Origin of the sequence: Ectopseudomonas oleovorans (genome assembly GCF_029845265.1) — a bacterium.
Lineage (GTDB): Bacteria > Pseudomonadota > Gammaproteobacteria > Pseudomonadales > Pseudomonadaceae > Aquipseudomonas > Aquipseudomonas oleovorans.
Window position 1 is genome coordinate 35,475 of sequence record NZ_JAOCLK010000009.1, and the last position, 17,899, is coordinate 53,373.

General features: G+C 64.1%; 16 protein-coding genes and 4 pseudogenes. 13 read left to right on the top strand and 7 right to left on the bottom strand.

The window, feature by feature from the left end; genetic code table 11:
- Nucleotides 1-138 precede the first annotated feature (138 nt).
- Together N5J71_RS06625 and N5J71_RS06630 are read left to right on the top strand one after the other, a co-directional pair.
- Nucleotides 139-1,005, top strand: coding sequence for an MBL fold metallo-hydrolase (locus N5J71_RS06625; protein WP_039965155.1), 867 nt, complete (start codon nt 139-141; stop codon nt 1,003-1,005).
- A gap of 120 nt (nt 1,006-1,125) precedes the next feature.
- Nucleotides 1,126-1,605 (top strand): YbaK/EbsC family protein, encoded by a 480-nt coding sequence (locus tag N5J71_RS06630; protein WP_125874105.1) that lies wholly within the window; start codon nt 1,126-1,128, stop codon nt 1,603-1,605.
- Nucleotides 1,606-1,674: 69 nt separating this feature from the next.
- Here N5J71_RS06630 and N5J71_RS06635 read toward each other — a convergent pair whose 3' ends face one another.
- The 3 genes from N5J71_RS06635 to mpl all read right to left on the bottom strand — a co-directional run bounded on the left by N5J71_RS06635 (nt 1,675) and on the right by mpl (nt 4,027).
- Nucleotides 1,675-1,971, bottom strand: a complete 297-nt coding sequence (locus N5J71_RS06635) for a YceK/YidQ family lipoprotein (RefSeq protein WP_003463065.1) — start codon at nt 1,969-1,971, stop codon at nt 1,675-1,677.
- A complete protein-coding gene (gene ubiX, locus N5J71_RS06640) occupies nt 1,964-2,593 on the bottom strand; it encodes a flavin prenyltransferase UbiX (RefSeq protein ID WP_021489517.1) in 630 nt (209 codons plus the stop codon). The genes N5J71_RS06635 and ubiX overlap by 8 nt, the downstream gene beginning before the upstream one ends.
- A gap of 81 nt (nt 2,594-2,674) precedes the next feature.
- Nucleotides 2,675-4,027, bottom strand: a complete 1,353-nt coding sequence (gene mpl / locus N5J71_RS06645) for a UDP-N-acetylmuramate:L-alanyl-gamma-D-glutamyl-meso-diaminopimelate ligase (protein ID WP_003463069.1) — start codon at nt 4,025-4,027, stop codon at nt 2,675-2,677.
- Between the two features lie 249 nt (nt 4,028-4,276).
- Between mpl and N5J71_RS06650 the strand changes: the two genes are divergently transcribed.
- Nucleotides 4,277-4,732, top strand: a complete 456-nt coding sequence (locus tag N5J71_RS06650; protein WP_003463071.1) for a GNAT family N-acetyltransferase — start codon at nt 4,277-4,279, stop codon at nt 4,730-4,732.
- A 27-nt stretch (nt 4,733-4,759) separates the two neighbouring features.
- Here the strand turns inward: N5J71_RS06650 and N5J71_RS06655 are convergent, their stop codons facing one another.
- Entirely contained in the window at nt 4,760-6,343 is a 1,584-nt protein-coding gene (locus tag N5J71_RS06655; RefSeq protein ID WP_090337429.1) for a serine/threonine-protein kinase, read from the bottom strand.
- 114 nt (nt 6,344-6,457) lie between these two features.
- Between N5J71_RS06655 and N5J71_RS06660 the strand changes: the two genes are divergently transcribed.
- From N5J71_RS06660 to N5J71_RS06675, 4 genes and pseudogenes are all read left to right on the top strand, one after another.
- Nucleotides 6,458-7,285 (top strand): M90 family metallopeptidase, encoded by an 828-nt coding sequence (locus N5J71_RS06660; RefSeq protein ID WP_116619934.1) that lies wholly within the window; start codon nt 6,458-6,460, stop codon nt 7,283-7,285.
- 78 nt (nt 7,286-7,363) lie between these two features.
- Nucleotides 7,364-7,891, top strand: a complete 528-nt coding sequence (gene ppa, locus N5J71_RS06665; RefSeq protein WP_013717208.1) for an inorganic diphosphatase — start codon at nt 7,364-7,366, stop codon at nt 7,889-7,891.
- Nucleotides 7,892-8,093: 202 nt separating this feature from the next.
- Nucleotides 8,094-8,913: pseudogene (locus N5J71_RS06670) on the top strand (tyrosine-type recombinase/integrase); the annotation flags it as partial.
- Nucleotides 8,914-9,132: 219 nt separating this feature from the next.
- The gene (locus N5J71_RS06675) at nt 9,133-10,167 is read left to right on the top strand and encodes a sensor domain-containing diguanylate cyclase (RefSeq protein ID WP_279916560.1); all 1,035 of its coding nucleotides are present in this window, start codon (nt 9,133-9,135) and stop codon (nt 10,165-10,167) included.
- A 110-nt stretch (nt 10,168-10,277) separates the two neighbouring features.
- Here the strand turns inward: N5J71_RS06675 and N5J71_RS06680 are convergent.
- From N5J71_RS06680 to pcaQ, 3 genes and pseudogenes are all read right to left on the bottom strand, one after another.
- A pseudogene (locus N5J71_RS06680) lies at nt 10,278-10,499 on the bottom strand (transposase); the annotation flags it as partial.
- A gap of 253 nt (nt 10,500-10,752) precedes the next feature.
- Nucleotides 10,753-11,037: pseudogene (locus N5J71_RS06685) on the bottom strand (dioxygenase family protein); the annotation flags it as partial.
- Nucleotides 11,038-11,153: 116 nt separating this feature from the next.
- Nucleotides 11,154-12,086, bottom strand: coding sequence for a pca operon transcription factor PcaQ (gene pcaQ, locus N5J71_RS06690; protein ID WP_279916561.1), 933 nt, complete (start codon nt 12,084-12,086; stop codon nt 11,154-11,156).
- Between the two features lie 146 nt (nt 12,087-12,232).
- On the opposite strand from pcaQ, the gene N5J71_RS06695 reads away from it, so the two are divergent.
- The 6 genes and pseudogenes from N5J71_RS06695 (at nt 12,233) to dxs (ending at nt 17,865) form a co-directional block, all read left to right on the top strand.
- On the top strand, nt 12,233-13,009 hold the full coding sequence (locus N5J71_RS06695; RefSeq protein WP_279916562.1) for a sulfite exporter TauE/SafE family protein: 777 nt from the start codon (nt 12,233-12,235) through the stop codon (nt 13,007-13,009).
- Nucleotides 13,010-13,288: 279 nt separating this feature from the next.
- On the top strand, nt 13,289-13,531 hold the full coding sequence (locus N5J71_RS06700; RefSeq protein WP_074858150.1) for an exodeoxyribonuclease VII small subunit: 243 nt from the start codon (nt 13,289-13,291) through the stop codon (nt 13,529-13,531).
- Nucleotides 13,528-14,415: a polyprenyl synthetase family protein gene (locus N5J71_RS06705; protein WP_074858147.1), complete on the top strand. Its 888-nt coding sequence runs from the start codon at nt 13,528-13,530 to the stop codon at nt 14,413-14,415. Before N5J71_RS06700 ends, N5J71_RS06705 begins: the two co-directional genes overlap by 4 nt.
- A 149-nt stretch (nt 14,416-14,564) precedes the next feature.
- Nucleotides 14,565-14,741 (top strand): annotated as a pseudogene (locus N5J71_RS06710) (biotin carboxylase N-terminal domain-containing protein); the annotation flags it as partial.
- Between the two features lie 195 nt (nt 14,742-14,936).
- A complete protein-coding gene (locus N5J71_RS06715; protein WP_279916563.1) occupies nt 14,937-15,887 on the top strand; it encodes an alpha/beta fold hydrolase in 951 nt (316 codons plus the stop codon).
- 82 nt (nt 15,888-15,969) lie between these two features.
- Complete coding sequence (dxs, locus tag N5J71_RS06720) at nt 15,970-17,865, top strand: 1-deoxy-D-xylulose-5-phosphate synthase (protein WP_279916564.1); 1,896 nt, start codon at nt 15,970-15,972, stop codon at nt 17,863-17,865.
- Nucleotides 17,866-17,899: the final 34 nt, after the last annotated feature.

Genomic DNA, 17,899 nt, shown 5'->3' on the forward strand with positions numbered 1-17,899 from the left:
CCCTACAGGTTTGAGCGTGTTGCGCGGCTGCTTCGGCGCCGCGCTTTTTATTCACCGGCGCCGGCGCTTTTCCCCCGGCAAGGCTCGGCGACAATACAAGATCGAGCACAGCCGCCTTCAAGAACAAGAGATACCGTCATGCGAACCCTGACCACCCTGACCGGCAACAGCCAGAAACTCGATGGCGGCGCCATGTTCGGCAACGCACCCAAGGCCCTTTGGCAACGCTGGATGCCGGCCGACGAACTGAACCGTATCGACCTCGGCTGCCGCGCCCTGCTGGTGCAGGAAGACGCGCGCAACATCCTGGTCGAGACCGGCATCGGCGCCTTCTTCAGCCCTGAGCTGAAGCAGCGCTTCGGCGTGCAGGAAGCGCATCACGTCCTGCTCGATGAACTGGCGAAACTCGGCCTGAGCGATGCCGACATCGATATCGTCGTGCTCACCCACCTGCACTTCGACCACGCCGGCGGCCTGCTCGCCGCCTGGCAGGATGGCGAGCCGGCACGCCTGCTATTTCCCAACGCGCGCTTCGTCACCGGTCGACGCCAGTGGCAGCGAGCCTGCACGCCACACGCCCGCGACAAGGCCTCCTATATCCCGGAGCTGCTGACTCTGCTGGAAGCCAGCGGACGCCTGCATCTGATCGATGAAACCGACAGTTGTGCACTGCTCGGCCCCGATTGGCGCCTGCACTGGAGCGATGGCCACACACCGGGCCAATTGTTGCCGGAAGTGGCCATGCCGGGCGGCCCCGTGGTATTTCCTGGCGACCTGATCCCCGGCGCACCCTGGGTTCACCTGCCGATCACCATGGGCTACGACCGTTTCCCCGAAGGCCTGATCGAGGAGAAGGAAGCACTGCTGAGCGACCTGCATGCTCGTGGCGGTCGACTGGTCTTCACCCACGACCCGGACGTGGCCATGGGCCGGGTGACACGAGATGCAAAAGGTCGCTACGGGCTCGATGAGACGGCAAAAGCAGCCCATCTGCTGGCAAACTGACGATATCTAGCCTTGACGTGTCGGCCATGCAGCGCGAGCATGGCCGTTTGTTTTTCAGCACGGTCACGACTGCAGCAGCGGCGCACCGTGCTCATCTCGACAGCCCTGGGGGACCGTTTCATGAGCCTGGCCTCTGTCCGCGCCTTCTTCGCCGCCAAGGCGCCCGACATCACGATCATCGAGCTGCAGACCAGCACCGCCACCGTGGCGCTGGCTGCCGAAGCGCATGGCGTGGCGCCAGGGCAGATCGCCAAGACCCTGGCCTTCCGCATCGCCGAGCGTGACGTGTTGATCGTCGCCCGTGGCGATGCGCGCATCGACAATCGCAAGATGAAGGAATGCTTTGGCACCAAGGCACGCATGCTCGATGCGCAAACGGTGGTCGAACTGACCAGCCATCCGGTCGGCGGCGTTTGCCCATTCGGCCTGGCCACGCCCCTGAGCGTCTACTGCGACCGCTCGTTGCTGGCTTTCGATGAAGTGCTGCCAGCGGCCGGCGCCACCCACAGCGCGGTGCGCATCGCCCCGCAGCGCATGGCCGAACTGGTCGGTGCCGAGTGGATCGACGTGTGCCTGGAAGTGGAAACGGAAACCTGCTGAACGACGCCACCAACGCCAATCCGGTAGCCCGCGCCGCGCGCACCAACGCCTTTCCCGGATTGCATCGGGCTACAACCCGCCGCTGACACCCAGGCTCACACCCAGCGCCGTAGCCAGCGAAAACGGCAACAGCAGGGTGTCGAGCAGCGCACTGGCCGGCAGATCCAGCCCCGCGTAACGCGGTGCCTCGGCGCCGAAACGATCCAGCGGGCAGCAGCCGCCATTGATCGCATACCAGTCCAGCCGCGTCCCTGCATAAACCACAGGGGCACCGGGCTTGGCCGCGTCCAGCGTACGCACGGTGGCGCAACCGCTCAGGCTCAGCAGCGCCACGGCGCATAAGAGCAGGCGCACGCTGCTAGTCATCCGACACCAAATGATGCTCGCCCCAGCGCGGCAGCATGTCCTGGGGGATATTCAGGCAGTTGAGGATGCGCGCGACCACGAAGTCCACCAGGTCATCCAGCGTCTGCGGCTGGTGATAGAAGCCGGGCGAGGCCGGCAGGATGGTCACACCCAGATTCGACAGCTTGAGCATGTTCTCCAGATGGATGCTCGAATACGGCGCCTCACGCGGTACCAGGATCAGCTGGCGGCGCTCCTTCAGCGCCACGTCGGCGGCGCGCTCGATCAGATTGTTGCAGGCGCCGCTGGCAATGGCCGACAGGGTGCCGGTGCTGCACGGCACTACCACCATGGCAGTGGGCGCACCGGAGCCGGAGGCGGCCGGGGCCATCCAGTCTTCCTTGCCGTAGACGCGAATCTGCCCCGGCGCCGCGCCGGTGTACTCGGTCAGAAACTGGGCCATGGATTGCGGCTTGGCCGGCAACGCCACGTCTGTTTCGGTGGCCATCACCAGTTGCGCGGCCTTGGAGATCAGGAAGTGCACCTCGCGATCCTCCTGCACCAGGCAATCGAGCAGGCGCAGGCCGTATTGCGCGCCCGAGGCGCCGGTCATGGCCAGGGTAATTCTCTCAGGGCCGCTCATGGATGCTCCGTAGGGCGGGTGCAACCCGCCGGTTCTTGATATGTGGCGGGTTTCACCCGCCCTACCGCTGGGGTATGCGTTTCAGTCCAGAGCCTTGGCCAGCTTACCATGCAGGCCGCCGAAGCCGCCGTTGCTCATGACCACCACCTGCGTACCCGGTCGCACCAGCGCCTTCACGCCGTCGATGATCGACTCCAGCGAGTCGCACACGCGCGTCGGGTTCGGCGCCTGCGCCACGGTGGCGGCCAGGTCCCAGCCGAGATTCGGCGGCGCATACCAGAACACCGCATCGGCCTGCCCGGCCGATTCGGCCAGACCGTCACGGTGCGCGCCGAGCTTCATCGAGTTGGAGCGCGGCTCGATCACCGCAATCACCTGGGTATCGTCGCCGACACGCTTGCGCAGGCCGTCGAGCGTGGTAGCGATGGCCGTGGGGTGGTGGGCGAAATCATCGAAAATGGTCACGCCATTGACCTCGGCGACCTTCTCCATGCGCCGCTTGGCGTTGACGAACCGGCCCAGCGCCTCGATGCCCAGCGCCGGCACCACGCCGACATGGCGCGCCGCCGCGAGCACGGCCAGGGCGTTGGCGACGTTGTGTTGGCCGGTCAGGTTCCACTCCACGGTACCCTCGACCTTGCCGTCGAAGCTCACCTCGAAGCGCGAGCCATCGGCGCTGAGCAAACGCGCCTGCCACTGGCCACCTTCACCAGTGGTCTGCACGGGCGTCCAGCAGCCCATCTCGATCACCCGCGCCAACGCGGTTTCGCTGGCCGGGTGGATGACCAGGCCTTCGCTGGGAATGATCCGCACCAGATGGTGGAACTGCCGCTCGATAGCAGCCAGATCCGGGAAGATGTCTGCGTGATCGAACTCCAGGTTGTTGAGGATCGCTGTTCGCGGGCGGTAGTGGACGAACTTGCTGCGCTTGTCGAAGAAGGCGCTGTCGTACTCGTCGGCCTCGACCACGAAGAACGGTGTGCCGCCCAGGCGCGCGGAAATACCAAAATTCTGCGGCACGCCGCCGATCAGAAAGCCCGGGCTCATACCGGCATGTTCCAGCACCCAGGCCAGCATGCTGGAACTGCTGGTCTTGCCGTGGGTGCCGGCCACCGCCAACACCCAACGCCCCTGCAGCACGTGATCGGCCAGCCACTGCGGCCCGGAAACGTAGGGCAGCCCCTTGTTCAGCACGTATTCCACCGCCGGGTTGCCACGGCTCATGGCATTGCCCACCACCACCAGATCCGGTGCCGGCTGCAGGTGCGCCGGATCAAAGCCCTCCATCAGCTCAATGCCCTGGGCTTCCAACTGAGTGCTCATGGGCGGGTAAACGTTGGCATCGGAGCCGGTGACGCGATGGCCGAGCTCTTTGGCCAGAACAGCCAGCGACCCCATGAAAGTGCCGCAGATACCGAGAATATGGATGTGCATTGATGACCTCTGAACACGCCCTACGCATAGGGCTTAAAGCGATGGCGGCAGGTTAGCACAGCACCCGCCAGGCGACTGCTGCGCCCAGTTCAGACAGATGCACCAATACCAAGTTGCTCCACAGCCAGAAAATCAAACGCTTGCTTGGATTGCGCATTCAACTGGCTTTGAGGCAGCATCGACTGACCCGCTGGCACAACAGCTGCATCGCCACTCCTGCCCCACTACAGAGAGAAGCCGAGGCCCACCATGCGCATCGTCCAAGCCACCCTGGAGCACCTGGACCTGTTGACCCCGCTGTTCGTCAAATACCGCGAGTTCTATAACGAGCTGCCCTACCCCGAGTCGTCACGCAAGTTCCTCGAGAAGCGCCTGCGCCGCAAGGAGTCGGTGATCTACCTGGCCCTGGCCGACGATGAAGACAAGCTGCTCGGCTTCTGCCAGCTCTACCCCAGCTTCTCCTCGCTTTCGCTCAAGCGCGTGTGGATTCTCAACGACATCTACGTCGCCGAGGATGCTCGCCGCCAACTGGTTGCCGACCGCCTGCTGCACACCGCCAAGCAAATGGCCAAGGAAACCAACGCCGTGCGCATGCGCGTGGCCACCAGCCGCGACAACGAGGTGGCGCAGAAGGTCTACGAGTCCATCGGCTTCGTCGAGGACGAACAGTTCAAGAACTACGTACTGCCGATCAACTCCGATTGATCGCCTCGCAGGCGCAGCGGCCGCCCGTCAGCCACCAAGACTGAGCAGCAGCCCCAACAGCAACGACAGCGTGCCCAGACCCAACACAGCCAGGCGTGCCATCTGCAAGGGTGCCCGCCTTAGCGCCTGACTGCGACGCGCCTGCAAGGGCTGCTGCAATGCCAGCTGAAATTCCGATAGCGCCTCGAAACGTGCCTGTGGCTGCGGCGCCAGGGCGCGGGCCAGCACGCCATCCCAGCCTTGCGGCACATGCACGGTAAAGGTCGCCAGAGGCACGTAGCAGTGTCCAGGCTTGACGTCGCTGCGCGCCGCCTCCGGCCATTGCCCCGACATCAGCCAGTACATCAGCGCCGCCAGGGCGAACTGATCGGCACGACCATCCAGTGCACGGCCGCTGCGCAGTTCCGGCGCCAGCGGCACAGCCTGCTCAGGCACAGGCTGACGCGCTACACCGGGCAGGATCGCAGCTGCGCCAGGCAGAAACAGCACCCTCCCGTCATCACCGAGCAGAATCTGCCTGGGGTTTAGCCAAAGCCCCTGCATGCCACGGCGCTGCAACGAACGCACGGCTGCGATCAGTTGCGTCACCACCCCCATCAGCGTCTGTGTATCCGGCGCACCATGGGCGGCCACCCAATCGAACAGGTTGCGCATGCCGCGGGGCGGCTTGGCCAGGACCAGATACGCGTGACTGCGCGCCTGATGCGGCGACAACACCTGCGGCAACGCCTGCTGCGGACTGCGCCGCAACGCCCACTCACGCTGCCAGAAGGCTTCGCCTGCATCTTCCTCGGCGAACCAGAGCACGGCTTCCCGTCCGGACTCGTCACGCCCGACATACAAACGCCCAGGCGGCCCATAAGGACATTGACGCAACAGCGTCCAACCATCGAGCTGCTGGCCGCAGGCCATCTGCGCCAGCGCCAGGCGCGGCGCAGCGGACCGCGCCGGCGTCAGGCACTGGGTTTCCCCCACGCCGAGCAGCACTGCAGCGCCGGGGGCCTGCAACAACGGCTGCAACCGCTCGCACAAGCCACCCTGCGCCTGGATACATAGCCCTTGCAGATCACTCACATCGAGCAGCGGTTGCGGCGCCAGTAGCAGATGCTCGCCACGGCTGGGCAACAGATTGTGCTGAACCAGCGCCAGCTCTGCCTGGACGCCGAGAGCCTGCCCCTCACGACCTGCCAGAATCTGCAAGACACCTTTGTGCGCACGCGCCAGGCCGACACTGCCCGCCTGCAGAAACTGCAACTCATCGCCCTGCATCAGCAGCACACCGGCATGTAAGTCGGCGACGCCCTGCCCGGCCTGCAGCCGGCGAAACAGCTGGAGATTCAGTGCGGCCAGCACCTGGCGCGCCGCCTGGGTTTCACTCCAACCCTCAGGCGTACAGCGAAAATCGGCGAACAGGGCGTCCAGATGACGCTCCAGGCTTTGCACCACATCAGGGCAGTGGCGCGCCCAAAGCAACACGACCAGCAGCAACGGCGGTCGCTGCCGGCGACCGGCCAGCCACATCGCCCGAGCCCGCGCGGCCTGGTGCGGCAAGTCCAGCCCGGTGCCGCTCGCCAGCGTGATGCCCGGGTGTTCCAGCAGTTGTAGCGCCATGCCCAGCCCTCCTGCTGCAGCGAAGCTGCAAGAGGCTTTGCAGCCTTTATGCCGACTTGTGGCGAGCGCCTGGTGCGCTTATGGTGGCCGGGTCTTCCCAACGAGCCCGCATGCATGTGGTCCTTCAAGGCCTGGCGCCGTCGTCGCACCCTCGAAAACAACCCTGTCGATCCGGCCCACTGGGCTGAAGTACGCAGACGCCTGCCAATTCTCGATGGCCTCGACGAGCACGAAGAGCAGCAGTTGCGCGAGCGCGCCGTGCTGTTTCTGCATGACAAACAGCTGACCGCCCTGCCGGGCCTGGAACTAGGCCCGGTCGAGCACCTGCTGCTGGCCGCCCAGGCGCAGTTGCCACTGCTACACCTGGGCGATCTGGACTGGTACCGGGGTTTTCACGAAATCGTCCTCTACCCGGATGACTTCATCAGCCCGCAGCGCCACCGCGATGCCAGCGGCATCGAACACGAGTGGGACGACGCGCGCAGCGGCGAGGCCTGGCAACAGGGCCCGGTGATCCTCGCCTGGCCCGGGGTCGAGGCCAGTGGCGGCTGGGAAGGCTACAACCTGGTGATCCACGAACTGGCGCACAAGCTGGACATGCTCGAAGGCGGCGCCAATGGCCTGCCGCCGCTGCACCGCGACATGCGCGTGCAGGATTGGGCGCATGCCATGCAGAGCGCCTATGACGCACTGAACGCCGAGCTGGACGCCAATCCCGACACCGAGACCGCCATTGACCCGTACGCGGCCGAAGATCCGGCGGAGTTCTTCGCGGTGACCAGCGAATACTTCTTCAGCGCACCGGACCTGCTGGCAGATGCCTTTCCGGACGTCTACCAGCAGCTGTCCTTGTTCTACCGCCAGGACAGCCTGGCGCGATTGCGACGGCTGCAGGCGGAACACCCCGACTACAGGACGGTCGAAAACGCGACCAATGGCTGAGTAGGCCGCCGTAGTAACGCATTGCGAATACGCCTATAATGCGCCCCACTTTTTTGGCCCTCCCTGGGAGTTTCCCCCATGAGCTACAGCAAGATCCCGGCTGGTAAAGACCTGCCGAACGACATCTACGTTGCCATCGAAATCCCGGCCAACCACGCGCCGATCAAATACGAAATCGACCACGACACTGATTGCCTGATGGTCGATCGCTTCATGGCCACGCCGATGTTCTACCCGGCCAACTACGGTTTCATCCCGCACACTCTGGCTGACGACGGCGACCCCCTCGACGTGCTGGTCGTGACTCCTTATCCGGTCGCACCGGGTTCGGTGATCCGCGCTCGTCCGGTCGGCGTACTGCACATGAGCGACGAAGCCGGCGGCGACGCCAAGCTGGTTGCCGTTCCGCACGACAAACTGACCGTTCTATACAAAGACGTTCAGGAATACACCGACCTGCCCGCGCTGCTGATCGAGCAGATCAAGCACTTCTTCGAGAACTACAAGGATCTGGAGAAGGGCAAGTGGGTCAAGGTAGAAGGCTGGGGCGGCGCTGAAGAAGCCCGCGGCCTGATCAACAAGGCAGTCGCGGCTTACCAAAAATAAGCCCTGACCACCTCCTAAAAGCCGGCCACAAGCCGGCTTTTTTATTGCCCGAAGAAATCCAGCAAGATCCTACAGCCCTAGAAAATACGCGCCTTACAGCTTAGGGTCTGTCCCAAGACATCCCGTAGCCATCCATAAAATCAGCAACCAAGGTGTGGGTCAGAGTGTGGGTTGAGGGGGTGTGTTGGAGTAGGAGCGAGTAATAGGCAAGCTGACCAGCAAGACCGTGGAGTCGATAGCCAAGGCTGCAACGCCAGGAAAAACCAATGATGGCGATGGCCTGTACTTCCAGGTATCCAAGAGCGGCGACACCAGCTGGATCTTCCGTTACAAGCTGGATGGCCGCAGCCGCGAAATGGGGCAAGGCCCCTTCCCTGCCGTCACACTCGGCCAAGCCCGGCAGTTGGCCGCCGATCAACGCAAGCTCCTCGCCTCCGGAAGCGACCCACTGGCAACCCGCGACGCGGCAAAGGAAGCCAAGCGCGAGGCCGAACGCCAGGCCGCAGCACGTCGCACGACTTTCGAGGATCTCGCTCGCGAATACCAACAGGCACACGGCGGCAGTTGGTCTGAGAAGTGGCGGAAAGGCTGGCTACGCAAGTTGGAGCTCTACGCCTTCCCGACCATGGGCAAGCTGTCGGCTGACATCATCAGCACCGAGCATGTGCTTACTGCATTGCAACCCATCTGGGCAACCAAGACCCGGACTGCTGATGAAATCAGGGGCCAGATCGAGCAAATACTGGATGCAGCCAAGGCCAGGCGCTTACGCGAGGGGGACAATCCTGCCCGCTGGCGCGGACACTTGGACAACCTGCTGAGCAAGGCAGAGAAAAAGAAGGCCAGGCAGCGCCAGCACTTTCCAGTACTGCAATGGAAAGACACACCGAAGCTTATAGCCGATCTGCTCAACATCGATACACGTGACGCCATCGCAACCAGACTGCTGATTCTGACCGGCGCTCGTTACCACATGATCCAACACTCAATGGCCCGAGTTTGACCTCGAAGCAGGCTGGGCAAAGTTCTGCACAAGCCAGCCATGACGCCGCAAGAGGATATCCGCAGCATCTACAACTACACTGAAACCAACCTCCAACACGACACTCAATGGCCGTTTTCATTGTGACTATGGCGCTGGGGTGACGGGGTGATTTGACGCAGCGCGGGAGTATCTGCTCTATGTCATGCCAATCAGCTATATGACACTAACCACGCAACGTCACTATCGGTACGCTCCAATGGATCAGATTCTCTCTTTGCTGTCGGAAACCATCCCCAAGGCGCAAACGCTGGAGCAACTGGCGCGCCCTTTGTTGTCGCTGCTTAACCAGTTCACCGGCATGGAGTCGACCTACCTGACCACTATCGACACCGAACAGGGCGTGCAACGCGTCGAGTTTGCACGCAATGCGGGCGCAATGATCATCCCGGAGGGGCTGGTCGTACCCAGGGCCGATACCCTGTGCAAGCGAGCCCTTGAAGAGAACCGTCTTTACTCAGACAACGTTGCCGAGTGCTGGGGCGACTCCGACGCGGCCAAGGCTCTGGGCATCAAGACCTATCTGAGCGCACCTATCAGATCGCAGGATGGCCGCGTCCTGGGCACCGTCTGCGCGGCAAGCTCGGCTCAGGTAGCCCGTCCAGCCAATGTGGAGCCGTTGCTTGCTCTGCTGTCGGGCTTGCTAGGTTACGCCCTGGAACGCGAGCTATTGGTCGCACAACTTCAGGCCGCCAACAGCGAACTTGGCCGGCTAGCGCTGACCGACCCGCTGACTGGACTCGCCAATCGGCGCGGCATCATGCGTGACCTTGTACAGCTGTTCGCCTTGGCTCAGCGCGACAGCAAGTATGTGCTCGTTGCCGTCATCGACTTGGATGGATTCAAACTGATCAACGACTGCTACGGCCACCAGGCGGGTGATCAGTTTCTGCTTGGTATCGCCACTGAGCTGAAGCGCAGCCTTAGAGCCAGCGACATGGTCGGCCGGATCGGAGGAGACGAGTTCATCGTCATCGCCCTGGGTAATGCCCTCCAGCGCCCTGCCCCTGCGCAAGAGCTCCGGGATGCAGCAGCGCTAATGCAGGCCCGTCTGAGCAAGGCCACTGTTGGCCAGTATGACCTGGGTAACGGCCTGCCTCCCTATGAGTATCAGGGTGCGAGCGTTGGGGTAGTGGCGGTGATGCCTGATGGCACCACCGCTGAAGAGGCCATCAGGCTGGCGGACAACGAGATGTATCAGGTCAAGCAACAACGCAAACAACAAAGGTCATAGCGCATTTACCGGCCGCTGCCCTGAACAGCCAGCACCACGAAGTGGACCTGATCTAGCGCAGAAACAGCAGGGTTGAAGTGATGGTGTGCCGCCTAGGGGCTGTTGCCGTTTCACATAGGTAACCAGAGAAAGGCACAGGCCATGGCCACGACGCTTTCGTAATTTCTCTTGAGTTTGTCGAGCCGAGATGCCACTGCCCGGTAGTGCTTTAGCCGGGCGAAGGCGTTCTCCACCAAGTGCCGGTTGCGGTAAAGACCTCTGTCCAGATACGCATTGCCTTTCACGGAGTTACGCTTTCTCGGGATCACGGCCTTGGCCCCTTGTTGCTCAACCGGTCGCGGTAGGGGCGGCAGTTACCTGCCGCCCCTCGCACAGATCCGTACGTGCGGAACTACCGCATACGGCTCCTGCCTCGGGTATGTGACGCGAAGCGATCCTCGGGATAAGGATGTGCATTTCTGGGCCTAGGTATGGAGAGACCAGCAAGGCGTCCATAGCGTGCCCCCTCAAAGAATCCGTTCTTATTTCCGGCATCCACGTATCGCCTACGCAGCATAATCTGGGGTATTTGATTGCCGGGTTAATATGCGAGATCGGCTTGCCGTACTGATCCATCACCCGACCGGAAACGATGATGCGCTCGCCGATGGGCAGGCCACCGTTGTTGAAGTTGAGCAGCAGGTCGTTGTCGTGCTCGGCGAACTTCAGGTGCGAGAAATGCGGGCCGGTGGTCTCGGAGATCGACTGCGGGATGCTCACCAGCGCCTGGCGCGGCGAACGGGCGATGGAGGTCTTGTAATCGGGCGTCAGGGCTTTGGGGTGCCAGTTGCGGTCACGAATGACGAAACGGCGATTGTCCTCGGCAGGCATGGTGCGCTCCTGTTGTGAGTATTGTGGAGTCGACCTGGGATCAGGCTGACGCACAGTTTCCGCCAAAGCAGACGCGGGGAATATTGAAAAGACGCCGTCGACCCATAACCAAATGGTTATGAAAAAAGCCCTTCGCGGTAGGCTTCGGCCACCTCACGCAGCGCCGCGCAGAACTGCTCGGCGGCCAGCGGCAGGGCCAGCGCGCTGTTGCGGCAGATGCCTACCGAGCCACCAGGCTCACGCACCGGCAGTTGCAACTCGACCAGCTCGCCGCGCTGCACGTCCAGGCACACCGCGTCCTGCGGCGCCACCCACAGCGCATCGCCAGACAGCACGTAGCGCCGACTCAGCGCCGGCGACAGGGTCTCCAGGCGCTGCCGCGAGGGCGTCACTCCGCACTGTACGAACAGGCTGTCGGCATGCTTGCGGATGGTGGTACCGGCCGTCGGCAGCACCAGCGGGTAATCGCCAAGCTGTCCCAGCGCGGCGGCGCCGGCGGCCAGCAGCGGGTGACCGGGGCGCACCACCAGGCTCATCGACTCGCTGTACAGGTGCTCGAAGGTCAGGCCCTGGATATCCGGGCTGTCGGTCATGCGCCCGACCACCAGGTCCAGCTCGCCGACGCGCAACTGACCGAGCAGGTAGGTGCCCGGCCCAATGGCAACGCTGACCACCAGCGCCGAGTGACGCTGATGCAGGCGCCCGACCACCTCGGGAATCAGCAGGCTCTCGACGGTAGACAACACGCCCACGCGCACCTGCCCAGCCTCGTGCTCGCCTTCGCGCAGGCTGTTCACGCCATCACGCAGCGCCTGTACGCAAGGCCCGGCATAGCGCATGAAGGCCACCCCGGCAGCGGTCAGGCTCACCCCGCTCTTGCCCCGCTCGAACAGACTGGCCTCGAGGATTTCTTCCAACTCCTTGAGCGTCTTGGAAATAGCCGGCTGGCTGACCGCCAGAGCATCGGCCGCCTTGGCGAAGCTGCGCTGGCGAGCGATTTCGAGAAAGCACAGCAGGTGGCGGAATTTGATACGGGTGTCGATATTCATCGGGAGCACCAAAGGCGGATGCCTGCGATGATGCCGCAAAGCATAGGCCTGGCACAGACGACAATTGGCAGGTTCGTCACTTTAGTCGCACTTGGCTGACCGAAGGGTCAGCTCTATGCTGCACCTTTTTTGTGCGAGTCTGCCCGATGTCCCTGTTCGATATACTGCTGCTGGCCCTCGCCGGTTTCGCCGCTGGGGGCATGAATGCCCTGGCTGGCGGCGGCACCTTTTTCTCCTTCCCCGCCCTGCTCGCCGCCGGCCTGCCGCCGGTAACGGCCAACGCCACCAACGCCGTGGCCCTGTGGCCGGCCAGCCTGGCCGGTGCCTGGGCCGCGCGCGCCTCATTGCGGCCGTTGGGCCGCTACCTGCTTCCGCTGCTGCTGGCCGGTCTGGCCGGTGGCCTGCTCGGCGGTCTGTTGCTGCTGGCAGGCGGCGACGATGTGTTCCGCGTACTGATCCCCTGGCTGCTACTGGCCGCCACTGCGCTGTTCGCCGCCAGCCCATGGCTGGGACGCTGGCTGGCCGAGCGGCGCAAGAGCAAGGCATCCGCACATCCGCCGCATACGCCACTGTCGCTGGGCGCGCATATCGGCGTTTCGATCTACGGCGGTTACTTCGGCGCCGGCATGGGTATTCTGCAGCTCGCCGCGTTCTCCATCGAAGGTCACCCGCTGGCCCGCGCCAACGCCCTGAAGAACCTGATCTCGGCAGTCATCTACAGCATCGCCACACTGACCTTCGTGATCGCCGGCCGGGTCAGCTGGTACGAGCTGGCGATCCTGCTCACCGGCGCCACCATCGGCGGTTATGCCGGTGGCGCACTGGGCGAGAAGCTGCCGCCGGCACTGCTGCGCAGCTTCGTCATCCTGGTCGGCAGCACGATGACCCTGTACTACTTCTGGAGCACCTACTTCTCCGCGTAAAAACCAGCCCTGCGAAAAATAGACCGGACAGTGTCCGAGCACGCCTGATGCCACTCAGTCAGGCGTCGACGTATCGAATGTGTAGGAGCGGCGCCCCGCCGCGAATCAAGGCGCCGCGCATTTGAAAAGCTTCGCCCCGAGGCGGGGCTCCTACGAATGATCGCGTTGAATCGACATTACCCAGGCGCACGGCTATGCGCCTCCGAAACTCGCTGATTTGCCCGAGAGGCGCGCCTCTGCTAGTGTCGCGCCGTTTCTACGCTTCCCGAGACCCGCACCATGGCCCGCAAGAAAGCCGCCCCCGACTTCGAACACTCCCTCGCCGAACTGCAGACGCTGGTCGAGCGCCTGGAGAGCGGCGAGCTGTCGCTGGAAGACTCGCTGACTGCTTTCGAGCAGGGCATCGGCCTGACCCGCGAATGCCAGGCCGCGCTGGCTCAGGCCGAGCAGAAGGTGCAGATACTGCTCGAGCGCGATGGTGAGTTGCAGCCCACCCCCTTCGATACGGACGAGCCCGCATGATTGCGGCGTATCAGAAGCGCTGCCAGAGTCGCGTCGATACCGCTCTGGAACAGCTGTTCCAAGCACCGCGCGCAGAACTCGAGCGCCTCTACCAGGCCATGCGCTACAGCGTGATGAACGGCGGCAAGCGCGTGCGCCCGCTGCTGGTCTATGCCGCTTGCGAGGCTCTCGAAGGTGATCTCGAACGTGCCGATGGCGCTGCCTGTGCGGTGGAGCTGATCCATGCCTACTCGCTGGTGCATGACGATCTGCCGGCGATGGACGATGACGACCTGCGTCGCGGTCAGCCGACCACCCACAAGGCCTTCGACGAAGCCAGTGCCATCCTTGCTGGCGATGGTCTGCAAAGCCTGGCCTTCGAAGTGCTCGCCGACCACCGGCGCAATCCGCAGGATGCCGAGACGCGCCTGCAGATGATCGAGTTGCTGAGCCAGGCTGCAGGCCCGGCCGGCATGGTCGGCGGTCAGGCCATCGACCTTGGCTCGGTCGGCCGGAGGCTCGACCAGCAGGCGCTGGAAGTGATGCACCGGCACAAGACCGGCGCGCTGATCGAAGCCAGCGTGGCGCTCGGCGCCCTGGCCAGTGGCAACATCGACGAGCTCGCGCACAAGGCCCTGTTGCAATACGCCCGCGCCATCGGCCTGGCCTTCCAGGTACAGGACGACATCCTCGACGTGGAGAGCGACACCGCCACCCTGGGCAAGACGCAGGGCAAGGACGAAGCCCACGACAAGCCCACCTACCCCGCCCTGCTTGGCCTCGACGCCGCCAAGGACTACGCACTGGAACTGCGCGACCAGGCCCTGCACGTGCTGTGCCCGTTCGGCAACAGCGCCGAACCGCTGCGCGAGCTGGCGCGCTACATCGTCGAACGACGCAACTAGGCCGCTGCTGTGGGAGCGGCTTCAGCCGCGATAGCCACCCCGCTCCATCATTATCATCTATGACCGCATGATCGCCGCATAAGGCTTGCTTTACCCCTGCGACCAGCCTCCTAAGATGGCTCCATAACGACATGACGTCCGGAGCCGCCATGCCCTTCCCCGCCCTACCGATCGCCAACCGCGGCGAGATCGCCATCCGTATCGCCCAGGCCTGCGCCGACCTCGGTATTCGCAGCGTGGCGGTATATGCCGAAGATGACGGAACCTGCCTGCACACACGCAAGGCCGACCAGGCCGTTGCGCTGGCTGGACGCGGCCTCAATGCGGCGCCGCGTCCGACCCGGCGCGACGGCAAGAAACGTCCCTTCGTCGACACCTGGTAAGGAATTGGCTATATCCGCGTTAGCTGTTGCCAAGCAGTTCCGGGGAAGGTTCGGAGCCTTGTAGGGAGCGCCGCCCGGCCCACCCTACGGCCCTTTACCCCCCCAACACTTAACTCAGACATAGCCAAGGAATTATCCATGCACATCGACCATCGCCTGCTCGCCGTTAACGGCATCGAACTGAGCCTGTACAGCGCCGGGCTCGAGCACGGCAAGCCGGTGTGGCTGCTGCATGGTTTCCCGGAATGCTGGTACGCCTGGCATCCACAGATCGAGGCGCTGGCCGCCGCCGGCTACCGGGTGTTCGCCCCGGAGATGCGCGGCTATGGCGCCAGCAGCGCGCCGGCCGATCCGACGGCCTATGACCTGATCACTCTGTGCGGTGATATCCAGGCGGCCATGGACATGCTCGAGCAGCGTGAGGTGGCAGTGATCGGCCATGACTGGGGCGCGCCGGTGGCCTGGCACCTGGCGCTGCGGGAGCCCGAGCGGGTCAAGGTGCTCGGCGCGCTGTCGGTGCCCTTCGGTGGCCGGCCGAAACGCCCCGCCATCGAGATGATGCGCGAGGCCTACGCCGGGCGCTTCCACTACATCCTCTACTTCCAGCAGCCGGGCGTGGCCGAGGCCGAACTGGACGAGGACATCGGCCGCAGCCTGCGCCTGCTGCTCGGCGGCCTCGGCGATGCCCTGCTGGCAACGGACAAACCAGCCAAGGCGCGACTGTTCGACGGCATGCCGGACGACCTGCCACTGCCGGCCTGGTGCAGCGAGGCGATGTTCGCCCACTACCTGCGCACCTTCGAGCGCCACGGTTTTCGCGGCGCACTGAACTGGTACCGCAACTTCGAACGCAACTGGCAAAGCACCGAGCATCTGGCCGGGCTGCAGGTGGAGCAGCCGACGCTGTTCCTGCTCGGGGAAAACGACCCGGTCGGCCGCTTCGAGGCGCCAGCGCTCAAGCGCATGGGCGACAAGGTGCCGCACCTGGAACGCCACGACCTGCCCGGCGCCGGCCACTGGCTGCAGGCCGAATGCGGCGCACGGGTCAGCGCCCTGCTGCTGGATTTCCTCGCACGAAACTACCGGTAACGCCGATGTGGTCAGCAGATTGGGCTGTTTTCCCGGCATCAGGTAAACTGCCGCATCTTTTACACCTATAACGATTCGTCTGATGCCGACCACTTTCCACGAGATCCCCCGCGAGCGCCCGTTGACGCCGCTGCTCGACAGCGCCAACACGCCCGACGAACTGCGCCGCCTGGCCGAAGCGGACCTGGAAACCCTCGCTGACGAACTGCGCCAATACCTGCTCTACAGCGTTGGCCAGAGCGGCGGGCACTTCGGTGCCGGGCTCGGTGTGATCGAGCTGACCATCGCCCTGCACTACGTCTTCGACACCCCCGATGACCGCCTGGTGTGGGACGTCGGCCACCAGGCCTACCCGCACAAGATCCTCACCGGTCGTCGCGAACGCATGGGTACGCTGCGCCAGAAGGACGGCCTGGCCGCCTTCCCGCGACGCAGCGAGAGCGAGTACGACACCTTCGGCGTCGGCCACTCCAGCACCAGCATCAGCGCGGCGCTGGGCATGGCCATCGCGGCCCGTCTCAAGGGCGAGAAGCGCAAGAGCGTGGCGGTGATCGGCGACGGCGCCCTGACCGCCGGCATGGCCTTCGAGGCGCTCAACCACGCCACCGACGTCAACGCCAACATGCTGGTGATCCTCAACGACAACGACATGTCGATCTCCAAGAATGTCGGCGGCCTGTCCAACTACCTGGCCAAGATCATCTCCAGCCGCACCTACGCCAGCATGCGCGAGGGCAGCAAGAAGATCCTCTCGCGCCTGCCCGGCGCCTGGGAAATCGCGCGCAAGGTCGAGGAACACGCCAAGGGCATGCTGGTGCCCGGCACCCTGTTCGAAGAATTGGGCTGGAACTACGTCGGCCCGATCGACGGCCACGACCTGCCCACCCTGGTGACCACCCTGCGCAATATGCGCGACCTCGACGGCCCGCAGTTCCTGCATGTGGTGACCAAGAAGGGCAAGGGTTTCGCCCCGGCCGAGGCTGACCCCATCGGCTATCACGCCATCACCAAGCTGGAACCGGTGACCCCGGTCGCCGCACCGAAGAAACCAAGCGGCCCGAAATACTCCAACGTGTTCGGCCAGTGGCTGTGCGACATGGCCGAGCAGGACGCTCGCCTGGTCGGCATCACTCCGGCGATGAAGGAAGGCTCGGATCTGGTGGCGTTCAGCGAGCGCTTCCCCGAGCGCTACTTCGACGTCGCCATTGCCGAGCAGCACGCCGTCACCCTCGCCGCCGGCATGGCCTGCGAAGGTGCCAAGCCGGTGGTGGCGATCTACTCCACCTTCCTCCAGCGCGCCTATGACCAGTTGATCCACGACGTCGCCGTGCAGCACCTCGATGTGCTGTTCGCCATCGACCGCGCCGGCCTGGTCGGCGAAGACGGTCCGACCCATGCAGGCAGCTTCGACCTGTCTTACCTGCGCTGCATCCCCGGCATGCTGGTGATGACGCCGAGCGACGAGAACGAGATGCGCCGCATGCTCACCACCGGCCACCTGTTCGACGGCCCGGCAGCGGTGCGCTACCCGCGTGGCACCGGCCCCAATGCAGCGCTCGATGCCGGCCTGGAGCCGCTGGAAATTGGCAAGGCGGTGGTGCGCCGCCAGGGCAAGGGCGTCGCCCTGCTGGCCTTCGGCGTGCAACTGGCCGAAGCCCTGCGCGTCGGTGAAACCCTGGATGCCACGGTGGTCGACATGCGCTTCGTCAAGCCGCTGGACGAAGCGCTGCTGCGCGAGCTGGCAGGCAGCCACGAGCTGCTGGTGACCATCGAAGAAAACAGCATCATGGGCGGCGCCGGTAGCGCGGTCAGCGAATTCTTCGCCGCCGAGAACATCCAGCTGCCGATGCTGCACCTGGGCCTGCCCGACTACTACGTCGAGCACGCCAAGCCGAGCCAGATGCTCGCCGAGTGCGGCCTCGACGAAGCAGGGATCGAACGCGCGGTACGTGAGCGTCTGAGTTTGCTTCAGGCCTGAGCATGAAGCCCGCTCATCGCTGAATGAGCGGCGC